15 protein-coding genes and 1 pseudogene are annotated in these 16,336 nt (G+C 39.5%); 4 read left to right on the top strand and 12 right to left on the bottom strand.

Annotation, left to right across the window (positions count from 1 at the left end):
• Positions 1-120: 120 nt before the first annotated feature.
• From B3D47_RS01640 to cadR, 6 genes are all read right to left on the bottom strand, one after another.
• Positions 121-1,020 carry a cation diffusion facilitator family transporter gene (locus tag B3D47_RS01640; RefSeq protein WP_286859594.1) on the bottom strand — a complete coding sequence of 300 codons (900 nt, stop codon included), beginning with the start codon at positions 1,018-1,020 and terminating at the stop codon, positions 121-123.
• Positions 1,021-1,106: 86 nt separating this feature from the next.
• On the bottom strand, positions 1,107-4,265 hold the full coding sequence (locus B3D47_RS01635; protein WP_005407475.1) for an efflux RND transporter permease subunit: 3,159 nt from the start codon (positions 4,263-4,265) through the stop codon (positions 1,107-1,109).
• The gene (locus B3D47_RS01630) at positions 4,255-5,490 is read right to left on the bottom strand and encodes an efflux RND transporter periplasmic adaptor subunit (RefSeq protein WP_034671371.1); all 1,236 of its coding nucleotides are present in this window, start codon (positions 5,488-5,490) and stop codon (positions 4,255-4,257) included. Before B3D47_RS01630 ends, B3D47_RS01635 begins: the two co-directional genes overlap by 11 nt.
• Position 5,491: 1 nt before the next feature.
• Positions 5,492-6,859, bottom strand: coding sequence for a TolC family protein (locus B3D47_RS01625; protein WP_004281854.1), 1,368 nt, complete (start codon positions 6,857-6,859; stop codon positions 5,492-5,494).
• 49 nt (positions 6,860-6,908) lie between these two features.
• A complete protein-coding gene (locus B3D47_RS01620; RefSeq protein ID WP_004733191.1) occupies positions 6,909-7,319 on the bottom strand; it encodes a hypothetical protein in 411 nt (136 codons plus the stop codon).
• A 141-nt stretch (positions 7,320-7,460) separates the two neighbouring features.
• Positions 7,461-7,853, bottom strand: coding sequence for a Cd(II)/Pb(II)-responsive transcriptional regulator (gene cadR / locus B3D47_RS01615; RefSeq protein WP_004281856.1), 393 nt, complete (start codon positions 7,851-7,853; stop codon positions 7,461-7,463).
• 90 nt (positions 7,854-7,943) lie between these two features.
• Between cadR and B3D47_RS01610 the strand changes: the two genes are divergently transcribed.
• The 3 genes from B3D47_RS01610 to feoB are packed head-to-tail and all read left to right on the top strand — an operon-like array spanning position 7,944 to position 11,315.
• Positions 7,944-9,224 carry a cation transporter gene (locus B3D47_RS01610; RefSeq protein WP_204470522.1) on the top strand — a complete coding sequence of 427 codons (1,281 nt, stop codon included), beginning with the start codon at positions 7,944-7,946 and terminating at the stop codon, positions 9,222-9,224.
• An 11-nt stretch (positions 9,225-9,235) separates the two neighbouring features.
• Positions 9,236-9,496 carry a FeoA family protein gene (locus tag B3D47_RS01605; protein ID WP_004665962.1) on the top strand — a complete coding sequence of 87 codons (261 nt, stop codon included), beginning with the start codon at positions 9,236-9,238 and terminating at the stop codon, positions 9,494-9,496.
• Positions 9,486-11,315 carry a ferrous iron transporter B gene (gene feoB, locus B3D47_RS01600; protein ID WP_286859591.1) on the top strand — a complete coding sequence of 610 codons (1,830 nt, stop codon included), beginning with the start codon at positions 9,486-9,488 and terminating at the stop codon, positions 11,313-11,315. The genes B3D47_RS01605 and feoB overlap by 11 nt, the downstream gene beginning before the upstream one ends.
• Positions 11,316-11,642: 327 nt before the next feature.
• On the opposite strand, the gene B3D47_RS01595 is transcribed toward feoB, so the two are convergent.
• From B3D47_RS01595 to arsC, 6 genes are all read right to left on the bottom strand, one after another.
• Complete coding sequence (locus tag B3D47_RS01595; protein ID WP_026444402.1) at positions 11,643-12,731, bottom strand: ArsO family NAD(P)H-dependent flavin-containing monooxygenase; 1,089 nt, start codon at positions 12,729-12,731, stop codon at positions 11,643-11,645.
• A gap of 167 nt (positions 12,732-12,898) precedes the next feature.
• Entirely contained in the window at positions 12,899-13,603 is a 705-nt protein-coding gene (gene arsH, locus B3D47_RS01590; protein ID WP_004644739.1) for an arsenical resistance protein ArsH, read from the bottom strand.
• A 4-nt stretch (positions 13,604-13,607) separates the two neighbouring features.
• Complete coding sequence (arsB, locus tag B3D47_RS01585; protein WP_004644740.1) at positions 13,608-14,648, bottom strand: ACR3 family arsenite efflux transporter; 1,041 nt, start codon at positions 14,646-14,648, stop codon at positions 13,608-13,610.
• Positions 14,649-14,653: 5 nt separating this feature from the next.
• On the bottom strand, positions 14,654-15,127 hold the full coding sequence (locus tag B3D47_RS01580) for an arsenate reductase ArsC (RefSeq protein ID WP_004781073.1): 474 nt from the start codon (positions 15,125-15,127) through the stop codon (positions 14,654-14,656).
• Between the two features lie 4 nt (positions 15,128-15,131).
• Positions 15,132-15,455 carry a metalloregulator ArsR/SmtB family transcription factor gene (locus tag B3D47_RS01575; protein WP_004644742.1) on the bottom strand — a complete coding sequence of 108 codons (324 nt, stop codon included), beginning with the start codon at positions 15,453-15,455 and terminating at the stop codon, positions 15,132-15,134.
• 44 nt (positions 15,456-15,499) lie between these two features.
• A complete protein-coding gene (gene arsC / locus B3D47_RS01570; protein ID WP_004733243.1) occupies positions 15,500-15,928 on the bottom strand; it encodes an arsenate reductase (glutaredoxin) in 429 nt (142 codons plus the stop codon).
• A gap of 315 nt (positions 15,929-16,243) precedes the next feature.
• Between arsC and B3D47_RS01565 the strand changes: the two are divergent.
• Positions 16,244-16,336 (top strand): annotated as a pseudogene (locus B3D47_RS01565) (recombinase family protein); the annotation flags it as partial.

Below are 16,336 nucleotides of genomic sequence, written 5' to 3'. Positions count from 1 at the left end.
ATTCGTGGTTATTTGCAACAGTGCCGTTTAAAGTGCGTGTGATAAATAGAAGTGTAATACAGGAAAATGGTAAGGTTTATCAGCCTAGTCATCTGTCCATTATGTAGAAAGAGCAGCACTTTAATGTTTATGCTGTTCCAATGTATTACATTCCGTACTTTCTATTTGTAACGTAATTTCAGTAATATTATGATTATGTTTTAGAACTTCTAAGGCCTTTTGATAGAGTTGATCTGTATTGCTATTCGGAGCAACCAAATGAGCAGTTAAATGAATATTTTTTGAGGATATAGCCCAGACTTTCAACTGATGAATCCCTTCAACGCCCTCTAGCTTCAATAAATCATTTCTTAACGACTCAATATCAATCTCATCAGGAACTCCTTCAAGCAGAATATTAATACTTTGTTTTAATAAAATCCAAGTTCGAGGTAAGACCCAGAAGCCAATTAACACAGCGATTAAGGTATCTACCCACATCCACTGGGTAAAATAAATAACTATTCCTCCGATAATCACGCCTATCGATCCTAGAGCATCACTAAGAACTTCTAAATATGCACCTTTTATATTTAGACTTCCTTCAGCACTCGCAGAAAGGATTTTCATTGAAATCAAATTTACGACCAAACCAATGACCGCGACAATCATCATTTCAACACTTTGAATTTCAGCAGGGTTCGTAAAACGTTGATAAGCTTCATATACAATATATATTGCTACCACAAAAAGCATCACCGCATTAAACAGAGCCGCTAAAATTTCAAATCGCTGATAGCCAAAAGTTCTTTTATCATCTGCGGCTTTTTTACCAATTTTGATAGCGGCAAGAGCAATAGCTAAAGCGGCTACATCAGTAAACATATGAGCTGCATCAGATAACAAAGCCAAACTTTGGGTAATAAAAGCAGCGACAACTTCTACTATTAAAAAAGTAGTCGTTAAACCTAAGGCAACCATTAACTTCTTACTATTTTCTTCAGTAACAACCGCATGGCTATGATCATGATGTTCTGACATAAAATATTTTCCTTATTCTATTTATGATGAGCAGAGATATTGGATAACAGCCAATATCTCTGCTGTAAATCGACTAATCTATTGGATTAAGAAACTTTCTTTTCATTCATCCAGCGGTACAGTACGGGCAATAAAACCAATGTAAGCAGGGTAGAGGAGATAATTCCTCCAATAACCACTGTTGCTAAAGGTCTCTGTACTTCTGCCCCAGTTCCGGTTGCCAAAGCCATCGGGACAAACCCAAGGGACGCCACACAAGCGGTCATCAGCACAGGTCTAAGACGCAAAATTGCACCCTGCCACGTTGCATAATAAAGGTCATATTGTTGTCGCAACTCTTTGATAAAGGTGAGCATGACTAAGCCATTCAGTACAGCCACCCCCGATAGTGCAATGAAGCCAACCCCTGCTGACATGGATAATGGAATGTCACGCAACCACAACGCGATTAAGCCTCCACATAAGGCAAACGGTACACCACTAAAGACCAGTAAGCTTTCTTTGATATTATGGAATACAGCCATCAATAAAATAAAGATCGTCAACAATGCGAGCGGAACCACCAATTGCATACGCGCTTTTGCAGACATCAGATTTTGAAATTGACCGCCATAATCTATCCAATAACCGCTTGGTAATTCCTGTTTGGATAACGTGCTCTGAAGCTCTGTTACGAATGAGCCTAAATCACGTCCTTCTACATTTGCAGTAATAACCACTCGACGTTTACCATTTTCACGGCTGACCTGATTAATACCCAGGATATTTTCAACGCGTGCCACATCTTGCAGTTGGACTAAACCACCATTCGGCAATTGAATAGGAAGTACCGCTAACTGTTCAGGACTACGCTGGGATTCATCTAGACGGATGACAAAATCAAAACGCTTGTCTCCCTGTAAAATTGTTCCAACATTCTGGCCACCGACACTTGTAGCTACCAGATCCTGAATTGCTCTTACCGACAAGCCATATTGTGCAGCTCTGGACTTATCCACCTCTACATTCAACAAGGGTAAGCCACTGGTCTGTTCTACATTAACGGCTGTCGCGCCTGAAATTGAGTTAATTTTTTGAGAAATTTTATTCGCTTCGCGATTTAGAATCTCCATGTCATCACCAAATAATTTGACACCCACATCACTTCGCACCCCTGAAATTAACTCGTTAAAGCGCAGTTCAATGGGTTGCGAGAACTCACTGTTATTTCCCGGCAATGTCGCTAAGAAAGTAATCATTCTTTGGCGAAGCTCATCAATCGTTTGTTTTGGATCAGGCCATTCATCATGAGGTTTTAACAGTACCACGCCATCTGAAATGTTGGGTGGCATAACATCTGTGGCCACTTCTGCTGTACCGGTACGGGCAAAGATCGCTTTAATTTCAGGAAATTCTTTCAACAGTAACTTTTCAGTATTTTCCTGCATTCTCAGTGACTGTTCTAACCCTGTACTTGGGGAACGCATTTGCTGAACAGCAAAATCACCTTCACCCAGTTGAGGTGCAAACTCGCTACCTGTTTGAGTGGCTAGCACGCCCGTAAGCACTAAAATACAGGCAGCCACAATAGTCACAAATAAACGAAGCTCATAGGCTTTATCTAAAAGCAGTTCATATTTGGTTTTAAGCCAATGCATCCAGCGACTTTCGGTTTCCTTGACTTCTCCAGTGACAAATAGGGCAACTGCGGCTGGCACAAAAGTGACAGATAAAATCATGGCCCCAATTAAAGCCAGTACAACAGTCATTGCCATAGGATGGAAAAGTTTGGCTTCTACACCCGTCAGGGTAAAGATAGGTAGATAAACCACCAAAATAATTAACTGTCCAAAAATCAGAGGACGACGCGCCTGTTTTGCAGCCAAGAAGACTTCTTTAAATCTTTCAGAACGGCTAAGTAAACCACCTTTCAGCTTCTGAGCTTCTGCTAGCCGACGGATACAGTTTTCTACAATAACCACTGCACCATCAATAATAATACCGAAGTCCAGTGCCCCTAAACTCATCAGATTTGCACTAATCTTCTGCTCTGCCATTCCCGTCAAGGTAAACAGCATTGACAGTGGAATAACGCAAGCCGTGATCAGCGCAGCACGGAAATTACCTAGAAAGAGAAATAAAATAACAATGACGAGGATTGCACCCTCAATCAAATTTTTCTGAACGGTTTTGATCGCCCGATCAACCAAATGCGTACGGTCATACACAGTCTCAATCACCACACCTTTAGGTAGCGATTGCTGGATCGATTGCACCTTTTCATCAATGGCTTGAGCAACGGTACGGCTATTTTCTCCCATCATCATCATGGCAATACCCAATACAGTTTCTTCACCATTATAGGTTGCAGCCCCTGTTCTTAAGTCATGACCAATTGAGACATTGGCGACATCTGCCACCCGAATCGGATAGCCGTTTTTATTGGCAATACTGATGTTCTGGATATCTTCAATCGTGTTTAAAGTGCCGGGAACACGAACCGTTAGCTGTTGTCCATTTTTCTCAATATAGCCAGCACCACGGTTTTCATTATTCTCTGTTAAGGCAGTTTGTAAATCAGACAAAGGAATTTGCAATTGTTGCAATCGGTTCAGATCCGGGGCAACCACATAGGTTTTATTAAAGCCACCAATGCTGTTGATCTCCGCAACGCCTTTTACGCGCTGTAATTGTGGCCTTACAATCCAATCCTGAATTTCACGTAAATCCATAGCCGAATAAGCGGTCCCATCCGGTTTTTTAGCATTTGGTTCGGCTTTAATCACCCATTGATAGATTTCACCTAAACCTGTCGAAATAGGTGACATGTTAGGTTGCACATCTTCAGGCATTTCTCCCATTGCTTCTTGCAAGCGCTGGTTGATAAGCTGTCTGGCCCAGTAAATATCCGTGCCATCTTCAAAAATGATGGTCACTTGCGATAAGCCGTAGCGTGAAATCGAACGGGTTTGTTCCATTTTCGGCATGCCTGACATGGCATTCTCGATTGGATATGTAATCCGCTGTTCCATTTCTAAAGCCGTAAAACCATTGGCTGAAGTGTTAATCTGCACCTGAGTGTTGGTAATATCTGGTACAGCATCAATCGGTAACTTTTGATAACTATAAATACCAATAGCAATCCAAGCCGCAATAAACAGCATGACCCAGATTGCGTTATGGATAGAAAACTGGATCAGTCGATCAAACAGTCCTTCAGGTTTTACCGATTCGTGGTCTGGAATTTGAGGAGTTTCAGTGCTCATGTGAAGCCTCTCCTTTTTCCAGCTCGGATTTCAGTAAAAAACTGCCTTGAGCGGCATATTTTTGTCCCTGACTAAGCCCACTCACCACTTCAATCCATTGGCTCTCCCCAGATGATTGCCCTAATTTCACCGGTTGCGGACTGAATTCAACTTTTTGTCCATGCTGAGTGGCGACAAAAACCACATCTTTTCCATCGACATTCTGAACTGCGGACTTAAGTACCCGTAATGCGGTACTTTCACTCCGTTGTTGCAACTGTACGTTCACCATCAAGTTTGGACGTAATTCGGTTGCATTCGATTCAACTTTTGCTCGCACCTGAAGACGACCTGTTTGAATATCCGCTTCAGTATTTAAAGTCTGAATAACAGCTTGATAAACCTTTTCTGTTTGCAAGGATTTAAATTCGATCTTTTGATTCGGGGCTAAGCCCATAATTTCAGAATTTGGAACAATAAACTCAAGCCAGAGTTGATCTAACCGGTCTATCGTAAAGAGTTGATCGGCTAACTGAACATTTTCCCCGAGAACCAAATCCTTTTTACTGATCACGCCAGAAATGGGAGCTTTCAAAATATAGCGTCCGTTACTGGCATTCACTGCACCAAATGCACTTAAACGTGATTGGGCCGCTTGAACCTGAATTTGTGCCCGTTTATAGCTGTTATAAGCACGTTGATAGTCCTGTTTTGCTGAAATGCCCTGTGACCAAAGCTGACGCTCACGATCATAGTCTTGTTTCGCCAGTTCAAGGTTGGTTTGTTCAATTTTAAGATTGGCCTGCTGATCAACTAGATCAGGAACAAGCAACGCAGCCAAAGGCTGTCCTTTCTGAACTTTTTGACCGAGTTCTACATAGACATTTTCTACATGACCACTAAAACTCGGTGAGACGTGCGCTTGCTGGTCAGTATTCACATTCAGTTTGGCAGGATAAGAACTTAATTTAACCACCGGGCCTTGATCGACCGCTGATAATTGTATGCCCTGTTCCACCAGTTGCTTGGCAGTCAGGCTCACACCTTCTGCATGCTCTTCGGTTTCACCACCATGTTCTTCTCCCCCTTCTTCCTCGGCATGTTCATCTGATGTTTCCGATTTATTCTTACCAGTTAAGATCAAAAAAATACTGAGGAGTACGGTAGCGCCGATAACCAAACTAATCAGTAGAGGTTGAGAGATTTTTCCGCTCTGTTTTTTTAAGCTGTTTTTAAGATCGAACATGTTAATTTCCCCCACCAATGACAGGCATGGCCTGTATGTCTTGCCATAAGTTTTGATTGATTTGTGCAATAGCATCTTTCGACATGACTTCACTTGGGCTAATGCCTAAGCTCAAACTTTCTGCTTCAATGGCCTTTTGCCAGCCATCCCGTAACAACTGGACTTTACGCAGACGGATGTCTTGTAATTGAAGCGTGGCTTGCTGAACATCGGTTAAAGCAAACTTGCCTGCCAAGAAACCTTGTAGCGTCTTACTTTGAACTTGAGTCGCCAAAGGAATTTGAGTCTCGTCAACGACTTTGAATTGCAGCTCTAAACCCTGCAACTCGGTTAAAATTGTGCCTATTTGCAGCGCATTTTGCTTTAGATAAAACTCTTTCTGACGCTCTAATAAGTTCATTTTTTCTTGCGCGATTTTTATGCCATTTTGCTGACGATCGAAAATATTAAGCGGTACACTGACTCCGACTACTAATTGATTTTGTGTGGAGTTTTCCAAGGATTGGGTGCGGTTAACGCCCAGGTTTAAAGTAGGATTAGGACGTGCCTTTGCCCTTAGTTGATCAACCGTTGCTTGAGACTCTAATACCAGTAAAGCTCGATATTTCTCAACGTAGTTTTCCGCTAAATATTCTTGAACCTGTTCATGAGTCGATTTTGGCCAGAGCTTTTGTGAAGAGAGGTTTACCTGCAATGACTTATCAGACGTACCCCATAAATTTGATAATTGTTGGGTGGCCACTTGTACCTGTAAGTCTGCCTGTCTAAAAAGACGGATATTTTCAGCATGGCTTAAACGTGCGCGATTTACATCTACTTGGGCAATACTGCCTGCATTAAAGCGCTTTTCGATTGCTTGAAGGTTTTCTTGGCTCACCCGAAGTTGTTCATTGACAATGTTTTTTTCAAGTTCAGCAATGGCCAGTTGTGACCATACATATTTCACTGCAAGCTCAATTTGTGCTTGATAAATCTTCTGTTTCAGCGCTGTTTTATCTGTAGAGAGACTGGCTAATTTTTGGTTTGCTCTTCGCTCACCAAAAATATCCAAGGGTTGTGATATGCCAATGGTAAGCTCTTTTTCATTATTTGAACCAAATCCCGTTTGTTCAACTGACAGTTCAGGATTTTTAAACAGCTTACTTTGCTGAAGATTCGTGGCATTAATGCTGTTTTGCGTTTCCCAGAAATTTTGGGACGCTTGATATTGGTTAACCTGCTCAATAGCTTGCTGCAGCGTTAAATCTTGAGTACTGGCGACTACGGAAGTACTGAAGCTGATCATTGCAGATAGCAAGATACCGCTACCTAAGGCTGACCAGGATAAATTCAGGATGGAGGTATCCTGATGTAATTTGTTTTTTGACATGAAAATGCCCCACGCATAATGAAATTAGGAGTGGTGGGCTTTTATAAGACTACCCCACCAATAGTAGGGGCAAATCGGGAGGCGGGGTTAATTGATCCAGATAAGGGGGTTTATAAAAAGTTATTCCCAAATAAGTTGGGGTAATGCCGGTCTCAAAATTAGCTTTAAGCTTCAGATCATCGGGTGGGTCAATCTGAATCACGATTGTATTTGAGAAATGACTGCACTTTTCGTTAAAACAAACCTTCTGACAATAGTCATAGATTTCTTTATAGTTTTCTAGGGAATAAAGTGCTTGACGAGGACTATCACTCTTTTCGTCTAAATCGATTGGATTAGAGAGTATTGAATTGGGTATGTTTGGCATTTCATGCAGACAAGCAGCCTCTGCCACACTCCAAATATTCTGGAATGTGAATAAGAGTACCAATATCTGGATTAGAAATGTTTTTCTCTTCATACACAAATCTGTATTTAAAACACCAATCGGAAGCTAACCAAAGCTATCTAAGATCTGATCACAAAATTTAAGTCACCTTAATCTTTTTGCAGCCTTAAGTAAAGATATACAGAGTTTTTGAAAAAGCATAGGTCTAGATAATCAAGCTAGATTTTTTAGAACTCCACATTGGTCAATTGTACATAAACCATCACAAGTACCTCTTAAATCAGATAATTGTTCAATAAGCTTTTGTTGCTTGATTATATTTTCTCTGATAGCACTGACATGTAAGTCAATTAATTCATTCACATCTGAACAATTTTTCTTGGGATTATCTTTATAGGTGAGTAATTGACGAATTTCATTCAAACTCATATTTAAAGTTCGGCAATTCAAAATAAACTTAATTCGCTCAACATAGCCTATATCGTAAAGGCGGTAATTTCCTTCCGTTCTTTCGGGTTCCGGAATTAAACCTTCCTTTTCATAAAACCTAATTGTTAATACTGAACATGAGGTTTTTTTAGAGAGTTCACCAATTTTTAAATGCATTGAGTTGGTATTTCCAAAAAATCTTGACTCTATAGTAACTATAGGGATTCTAATATTCAAAGTTTATAAATTTTTTTAATGGGTATAATTATGAGTGGTTGTGGATGTAGTAAAGAAACACCATGCGAAGATAAGAAATCTCAACAAGAAAATCATCCATCAATTGCAGAAGCAAACAATTCAAAGAATTGTAATAATACGCTTAGCTGTTGTGGTGAAGAGGAAGAAGAAAAATCTTCATCTCCTTGCTGTAACACTTCAAACAGTTGTGAAGATACCGCTCAATCCTGTTGTGGTTCTGATCCCAAAGAAAATTTAAGCACTGAAGACGTTTTAAAAAATTCGCACTACATGAGTGAATACTTAGTTCCCAAAATGGATTGTTCTGCGGAAGAACAGATGGTTCGTATGGCGCTATCTTCAATTGATGGTGTTCAAAAACTCATCTTTGATTTACCTAACCGGTCTTTAAAGGTTCTACATAATCAAAAAGATGAAAATATAACTACCAAACTTGAAGCTTTGGGTTTTGGTGCAAAGCTTGTGAAGACTGAAACTTATATAAGCAATCAACAGGCTAAGCAAACAAGTACCTATACCATTCCTAAAATGGATTGCTCTGCTGAAGAGCAAATGGTCCGTATGGCTCTTGCAGATATTGAAGCAGTTAAAGGTCTTACTTTTGATCTTCCCAATCGAAAACTGAAAGTCTTCCATAATGAAGGGAGTCAGCAAATTACGGCCAAACTTGAAGGACTGGGTTTTGGGGCGAAACTTGATGAAACACAGCTTTCTTCAGGCGATATACCTAATGAACCTGATCCTGTGAGACAAGCTAAAGTACTTAAACTGTTATTAGGCATTAATGCTCTACTTTTCTTTATAGAATTCATCAGCGGAATTATTGCTGCGTCTACAGGATTGATTGCTGATTCTCTAGATATGTTTGCCGATGCAGCCGTTTATGGTATTGCGCTATATGCCGTCGGAAAAGCTGCGAAATATCAAGTGAAAGCAGCCCATTTCGCAGGTTGGATTCAGTTATTACTTGCTGTCATCGTGATTATTGATGTCATTAGACGATTCATGTTTGGAAGCGAGCCAGAATCAACGCTCATGATTGTTATTGGCCTGCTCGCACTTATAGCTAACGTGACATGCTTATATCTTATTTCTGGTCATCGAGAAGATGGCGCACATATGAAAGCCAGTTGGATTTTCTCGGCGAATGACGTTGTGGTAAATATGGGCGTTATATTTGCCGGTGTACTCGTGGCGTGGACGGGATCAGCTTACCCAGACTTAATCATTGGCATCCTGGTTTCTTTATTCGTGCTTAATGGTGCTCGAAAGATTTTGGCTTTGAAGTAAGAGTATCGAAAATGAATCTATTTCAAGTTAAACAAAATCAGATCGTCAAAATTAGAGATCTCAAAAAAGGTAATCAATACAGTCATACCACTGATCCCGTATTGGAACGGCTCCAACTATTAGGTTTTAGAGAGGGTGAAACTCTACAAGTACTCGCTAAAGGTGTTTTTGGCGGAGATCCTGTTTTAGTTCAAATTGAAACTTCAAGATTCGCATTAAGAAAGAATGAAGCTGAAAGAATTTTTGTAGAGTTAGTATCCAATGAAGATTAAGAACATTGCATTAGTCGGTAATCCAAATTGCGGAAAAACCTCTTTATTTAATACGCTTACTGGTACGCGACAAAAAGTTGCCAACTATGCTGGGGTTACCGTAGAAAGAAAAGAAGGTTCTTTTAAATTACCTTCTGGTGATGCAATACGAGTATTGGACTTACCCGGAACTTACAGTTTAAAACCTAGTAGTTTAGATGAAGAAGTCACCAGGGCAGTTTGTTTGGGCGAGCTAAAAGGTGAAATTCTACCCGATATTTTTATATGCGTTGTAGATGCCACAAATTTAAGCTTACATTTGAGCTTGGTTCTCGAAGTTCGTGCTCTAAATCGCCCTATGATTCTTGTATTAAATATGATGGATGAGGTTAAAAAGCGTGGTATTTCCATTGATAAGGATAAACTGTCTCAACTGTTAGGTATCCCTGTAGTTGAAGCTGTCGCAGTTAAAACAAAAGGAATTCAAGATTTAATTAATCAATTAGATCAAAAAAATCTTTTTATTACTCCTTATCATTCTGAATTAAGTCATTTTGAACAGGTCAAACAAATCACCAAACAAGTTATTTTAAATAATGACAGTGGTGATAAAAGAACCGCATTTCTAGATAAAATTTTTCTACATCCTGTATTGGGTTTAGTAATCTTAACTTTAACCATGTTTGTGATGTTCCAGGCGGTATTTATATGGGCAACGCCTTTTATTGAATTCATTGAAAATTTTGTCGCATGGCTCAGTGATTTTATTGGACCACTAATCCAACATCCTCTATTAAAAAGCTTGGTTGTGGATGGGGTAATTGCTGGTGCAGGTAGCGTGCTTGCATATATGCCTCAGATTTTGATTTTATTCTTCTTCATTTTAATGCTTGAAGAGTCAGGCTATTTACCCCGGGCAGCATTTCTTTTAGATAAATTAATGTCTAAAGCCGGGCTTAGCGGCCGTTCATTTATTCCTCTGCTATCCAGTTTTGCTTGTGCCATTCCCGGAATTATGGCAACCAGAAGTATCAGCTCTGAACGGGACCGATTAGCAACAATTATGATTGCACCCTTGATGACCTGTTCAGCAAGATTGCCAGTATATGCTTTATTGATCGCGGCATTTATTCCGAACCAATTAATCTACGGCTGGTTAAGTCTGCAAGGATTAGTCCTTTTTGGTCTTTATATGTCGGGAATAGTCTCAGCGTTATTAGTTTCAGTGTTTCTGAAATTGGTTCGAAAAGATAAAACTGAAAGTATTTTTATTTTTGAACTTCCCACATACCGAATTCCAGATATTAGAAATATTGCATTAGGCTTATATGATAGGGCAACTATTTTCTTAAAACGAGTTGGTGGCATTATCGTCGCACTGTCTATCTTGTTATGGGTGCTAGTCACGTTCCCTCAACCACCAGATAATGCAACCATGCCGGCCATTAACTATAGTTTAGCTGGTCAGTTAGGACATTTAATTCATCCTATATTTGCGCCTATTGGGTTTACATGGGAAATATGTATTGCACTCATTCCTGCTATGGCAGCAAGGGAAGTTGTAATTGCTGCTCTTGGGGTGATTTATGCGATGTCAGGTGATGAAGATACAGTAACTCAAAGTCTGTTAAGTCAAATTTCAGGCCCGGATGGATGGGGGTTAGCCACAGGTTTATCATTATTGGTATGGTTTATTTTTGCTCCCCATTGTCTTGCTACGTTAGCAACAATTAGACGAGAAACTGGCAGCTGGAAACAGCCCATCATTATGGCAACTTATTTGTTTGCATTAGCCTACATCTTTTCATTCATCACATATCAAGTTGCGAGTAATCTTTAATTAGCAAATGAATAAAATAAGGGAGCTAGCTCCCTTATTTTATTGAAATACTCACTATAAATGAAGCGCTTTTACAAGAAAAACTGTATAGATATCAATAATATTAAACAGCTTCCTAAGAAAACTTCTAATTTAATTATAAATTATGAAAGAGTTCCCTCTTTTTAGTGCAATTCATGAAATTAGGTTTAAATATCAAAAATTATGGCTTAATGAAGAGCATGATCTTGTAGACACTTTTAGTGAAATAATAATCAAAATATTGGAATGCTCCCAGTAGCCTAGACACAAAACCGATTCTAAAATTCTTATACTCGATATGGATAATTATTCTGAAAATTTTTTAGTATTAATTTCTTGTAGATAAGTGAAGATCTCATCTACTGTAGCTCTCGCTGTTCTAGAAACGCCAATTAATGTTGCAGATGCCATACCTGTCCAATCTCCATATCCAACTAACCACAAGTTAGGTAACTTAATAGACCTTCCATTTTGAACTTCTACAAAGTTATCTCGCTCTACTATATCTATACTTTTTAGATGATTTAATGAAGCCTTAAATCCAGTACACCAAATAATCACATCAATTTTCTCTTTTTTTCCATCTGGCCAAATAACTGCATCTGTAGCTAAAGATTGAAAAGGTGGACGGCTATGTAAGACTCCTCTATTCCTTGCCTCTTTGACACTATCGATCATCACAATATCACCTAGGCCACCTATTGGCTGGTCAACTTTTCTTCCTTCTTGTTGTACTTTTAAACGCTCAGTTGCTCTTAAAAACAGTACTCGACCATCGACATCATCAGGTAAAAATTGAGGCGGAGTTTTTGTGACCCAAATGGTTTCAGCAACTTGTGAAACCTCAGCGAGTATTTGCGCGCCCGAATTCCCCCCACCCACCACGATGACTTTCTTATCTTTAAATGAATCTGCATTCAGGTAATGGGCTGAATGTAACTGCGTGCCTTGAAAGTTTTCCTGTCCCGGATAATCAGGAATAAACGGCTGGCGCCATGTCCCTGTTGCACTGACCACCACCTTGGCTCGCCAAAACTTTTCTCCAGCATATACGTCTAAATACTTTCCCTTCGATTCCACACGATCGACATGTACTGGACGAACAATCGAAAATTGATATCTCTGTTCATAAGCCGATAAATACTGGATCACCTCATTTCGTGTTGGATAGGTCTGTTCAGTGATGGGCATCATCCAACCGGATAGAGAACTCCAGGTATTAGGAGAAAAAAGACGCAATGACTCCCAGGTATGCAGCCAGGCACCCCCCGCTTGATTTTGCTCATCCAATATAATGAATGGGATTTTCTTGCGCTTTAAAAAATAAGCGGTAGATAAAGCGGCCTGCCCACCACCGATAATGATCACATCAGTTTCAGTCTGTTTCTGGTTCAAAGCCTTCACCTTTTCCTTATTTATCTCTGACTTCTTTAATGTAAAAACCCAATCATGAAGACTGGGTTTTTACAATATTCATTGTACCTTTAACAGCACTTCATCGGTACAGCATAAAAGTGTTACTGACCTGGCAATGAGGCGCAGTATTTAATACCATCCAGCATTTATAAACTGCGCTGATTTACACGCTTGGACAACTCTTCAGCCGATTCCTTGCGTTCAGAATAACGATCTGTCAGGTATTTGCTTTGTCCACGAGTCAGTAGGGTGAACTTAAATAACTCTTCCATCACATCCACAATCCGGTCATAGAAAGCCGAAGGTTTCATTCGTCCATCTTCTTCAAACTCCAAAAAAGCTTTTGGAACTGAAGACTGATTTGGAATGGTGATCATCCGCATCCACCGCCCCAAAATACGCATCTGGTTCAGGCTGTTAAATGACTGTGATCCGCCACTGACTTGCATCAAGGCAAGAGTTTTACCTTGGGTAGCACGGATTGCCCCTCCTGCCAGTGGAATCCAGTCGATTTGAGATTTAAAGATTGAACTCATAGAACCATGGCGTTCAGGTGAACACCAGACCATGCCTTCTGACCATGCTAAAAGCTCATGCAGTTCTTTTACTTTTGGATGCTCAGTATCCGCATCTTCTGGTAAAGGAAGCCCTTTAGGATGAAAGATTTTTATTTCCGCCCCAAAATGCTCAAGGATTCGACCGGCTTCAAGAACTGCAAGGCGACTGTAAGAACGTTCTCGATTAGAGCCATACAGCAGCAAAATTCGCGGAGGATGAGCAAGTTCTTTGGCTTGAACTTTTTCAAAGGTGGGTTGCTCAAGAAGATTTAGATCTACATTTGGGAGATTCATAGAGTTAGGCCTCTTTAAAAACTTTCTTTCTCAGCCAGAGTGAAACACTCACCAAGGCAATCAACACAGGAACTTCGACCAGTGGGCCAATAATCGTGGTAAAAGCAACAGGCGAAGCGATACCAAAAGTTGCAATCGCTACTGCAAGTGATAATTCAAAATTATTCCCCGCTGCGGTAAATGCAATTGCTGTGGTCTTAGGATAGTCATTGCCCATCCATTTACTCATAAAGAAGCTGATGAAGAACATTAAAACGAAGTAAATGGTTAAAGGAATCGCGATGCGTAAAACTTCAAGCGGAAGACTCACGACATCACCGCCTTTTAGGCTAAACATGGCCAGAATGGTGAACAGCAAAGCCATTAAACTCAGCGGACTGATTTTCGGAATGAACTTGGTTTCATACCATTCCACGCCTTTCTGTTTCACCAAAATCCATCGCGTTAAGAAACCTAATAAGAACGGAATACCAAGATAAACCAGAACAGCATGGGTGATGGTCCAGAAATCGACATTAATGACCTGCGAAGCGACACCAAAATAGGGTGGAAGGAAGGTCAGGAATAACCAGGCATAGGTACTGAAAAATAGAATCTGGAAGATGCTGTTAAAGGCAACTAATGCTGCAACATATTGATTATCACCACAGGCCAAGCCATTCCACACCAGAACCATGGCAATACATCGAGCAAGACCAATCAGGATGACACCGGTCATATATTCTGGATAACTATGTAAAAATATGATTGCCAGGGCAAACATGAGTACTGGCGCGATCAGCCAGTTTTGTACTAAGGACAAAGTAAGGGTTTTCTTATCCTTAAACACTTGTGGCAAAGTCGCATAGTTCACTTTTGCCAGTGGTGGATACATCATTAGAATAAGACCAATCGCGATTGGAATATTCACTGAATCAATGCTTAATTTATCGAGTGCGACAGAAGCCTGAGGAAAGAAGTTTCCGATGGCAATGCCTAAGGCCATGGCAATAAAAATCCATAGCGTCAGGTTGCGATCTAAAAAAGATAAGCGTTTTTCAGACATTTCACTTACTCAACGTTCGAAATTTGATTAATTGCTGCAATCAATTCTGAGCGAGATAGTTTATCTACATTAAGTTTAAATAAAGCATCTAAGCGACGATTGATATGTTCAACAGTGCTCATAAAGGCTTTCATTTTTTCTTCTTTATTCACGTCTAAGTGTGAAGGATCAGCCAAGCCCCAATGTGCCTTGATTGCTCCACCCAAATAAAGTGGACATGCTTCTTGAGCAGCAGAATCACATACTGTGATCACAACATCAGGTTGATATTGTTCACAATCATTAATCGTTTTACTCCATAAACCTTCGGTAGATAATCCTAAGTTTTCAAGGGTTTCTAAAGTTAGCGGGTGAACTTGACCTGAAGGCTTACTCCCAGCGCTATAGGCTTTCCAACCTTCTGGTGCTCGGCTATTAAACAAAACTTCAGACAAAATGCTACGGCAGCTATTTCCAGTACATAAAAATAAAAATTTCATTGAATTACTCACAATAACTATTTACAGAAAGGGGGTGTTGATCATCCAGCTTTGATTGAGATTGAACCGTCTTCAAAATATCTAAAATTTCATAACACCAGTTGGCCAATTTTGGATTGATACTGTAGTAAACCCATTGGCCTTGTCTGCGATCTTGAAGTAGCCCTGAAGCACGTAAAAGGGCTAAATGTCTTGAAATTTTCGGTTGACTGAGTTGTAGTTTTTCAGTCAAATCACATACACATAGTTCTTTATTTTCAACAATTAATGTCACTATATTGAGACGTGTTTCATCTGATAAGCATTTAAAAAAATTAACTTGATCCATATAAATCTCCTTCACATTCTTTCCATTCAAGAGATGAGAAAGTACTATTTAATTCTTTGGCCATTTTCATCAATAATTTTTTCACCATCTTCTTTGCTAAATGCGCCTTTCTGAGGAAACGGGAGAATATCCAAAACAACTTCAGAAGGACGACACAAACGTGTACCTAAATCCGTAACAACGAATGGGCGGTTAATCAAAATAGGATGTTGAAGCATAAAATTTAAAAGCTGTTCATCAGACCAATCTTCCCGAACAATTTCTAAATCAGAATATGGAGGTACATTTTTACGAATTGCTTCTCTAACACTTAAACCAGCACTACGAATAAGTTCAATTAATTCTGCTTTCGAAGGTGGGGTAATTAGATATTCAATAACGATTGGTTCAATTCCTGCATTTTGAATTAAAGCTAAGGTATTCCTTGATGTACCACACTCAGGATTGTGATAAATCTTTATGGTCGAGAACATTTTGACTAACACTGCTATTAGAAACTCAGATATACTTATATACGTATTTCCACATATATGTAAATACGTATATTGATTTTATTTAAATTACTTAATGTCAATAAATGTATATATATTCTTGCAAATTCTTATGAGTGAGAAAAAACTCGTTATTTAAATATGTAAATTTAGAGTATACCCTAAAGTTACAATCTGAAAGTTCATGAAATTATGTATCATTTAAATGATTTTTAATCATAAATAACATGTAACTTTAGTATTAAAGATTTATAATTTACGAAATTGTTCATTTTTATCCAATTGGGGCGTGAAAAATTGAAAGGCCAAAAAGTAGGGTATATCCGGGTAAGTTCTGTCGAGCAAAACACTGGACGTCAACTTGAGGGAATTGAAGTCGACCGGATTTTT

The sequence above is a fragment of the Acinetobacter sp. UBA3461 genome (assembly GCF_002381195.1).
Classification (GTDB): Bacteria; Pseudomonadota; Gammaproteobacteria; order Pseudomonadales; family Moraxellaceae; genus Acinetobacter; species Acinetobacter schindleri.
Note: the sequence above shows the minus strand (reverse complement) of the source record. Positions and strands in the feature narration are given on the sequence as shown.

What these genes read in the sequence shown, in the direction of transcription:
- B3D47_RS01640 (WP_286859594.1), bottom strand. Translation starts at nt 1,020, where the DNA reads ATGTCAGAACATCATGATCATAGCCATGCGGTTGTTACTGAAGAAAAT.
- B3D47_RS01635 (WP_005407475.1), bottom strand. Translation starts at nt 4,265, where the DNA reads ATGAGCACTGAAACTCCTCAAATTCCAGACCACGAATCGGTAAAACCT.
- B3D47_RS01630 (WP_034671371.1), bottom strand. Translation starts at nt 5,490, where the DNA reads ATGTTCGATCTTAAAAACAGCTTAAAAAAACAGAGCGGAAAAATCTCT.
- B3D47_RS01625 (WP_004281854.1), bottom strand. Translation starts at nt 6,859, where the DNA reads ATGTCAAAAAACAAATTACATCAGGATACCTCCATCCTGAATTTATCC.
- B3D47_RS01620 (WP_004733191.1), bottom strand. Translation starts at nt 7,319, where the DNA reads ATGAAGAGAAAAACATTTCTAATCCAGATATTGGTACTCTTATTCACA.
- cadR (WP_004281856.1), bottom strand. Translation starts at nt 7,853, where the DNA reads ATGCATTTAAAAATTGGTGAACTCTCTAAAAAAACCTCATGTTCAGTA.
- B3D47_RS01610 (WP_204470522.1), top strand. Translation starts at nt 7,944, where the DNA reads ATGAGTGGTTGTGGATGTAGTAAAGAAACACCATGCGAAGATAAGAAA.
- B3D47_RS01605 (WP_004665962.1), top strand. Translation starts at nt 9,236, where the DNA reads ATGAATCTATTTCAAGTTAAACAAAATCAGATCGTCAAAATTAGAGAT.
- feoB (WP_286859591.1), top strand. Translation starts at nt 9,486, where the DNA reads ATGAAGATTAAGAACATTGCATTAGTCGGTAATCCAAATTGCGGAAAA.
- arsH (WP_004644739.1), bottom strand. Translation starts at nt 13,603, where the DNA reads ATGAATCTCCCAAATGTAGATCTAAATCTTCTTGAGCAACCCACCTTT.
- arsB (WP_004644740.1), bottom strand. Translation starts at nt 14,648, where the DNA reads ATGTCTGAAAAACGCTTATCTTTTTTAGATCGCAACCTGACGCTATGG.
- B3D47_RS01580 (WP_004781073.1), bottom strand. Translation starts at nt 15,127, where the DNA reads ATGAAATTTTTATTTTTATGTACTGGAAATAGCTGCCGTAGCATTTTG.
- B3D47_RS01575 (WP_004644742.1), bottom strand. Translation starts at nt 15,455, where the DNA reads ATGGATCAAGTTAATTTTTTTAAATGCTTATCAGATGAAACACGTCTC.
- arsC (WP_004733243.1), bottom strand. Translation starts at nt 15,928, where the DNA reads ATGTTCTCGACCATAAAGATTTATCACAATCCTGAGTGTGGTACATCA.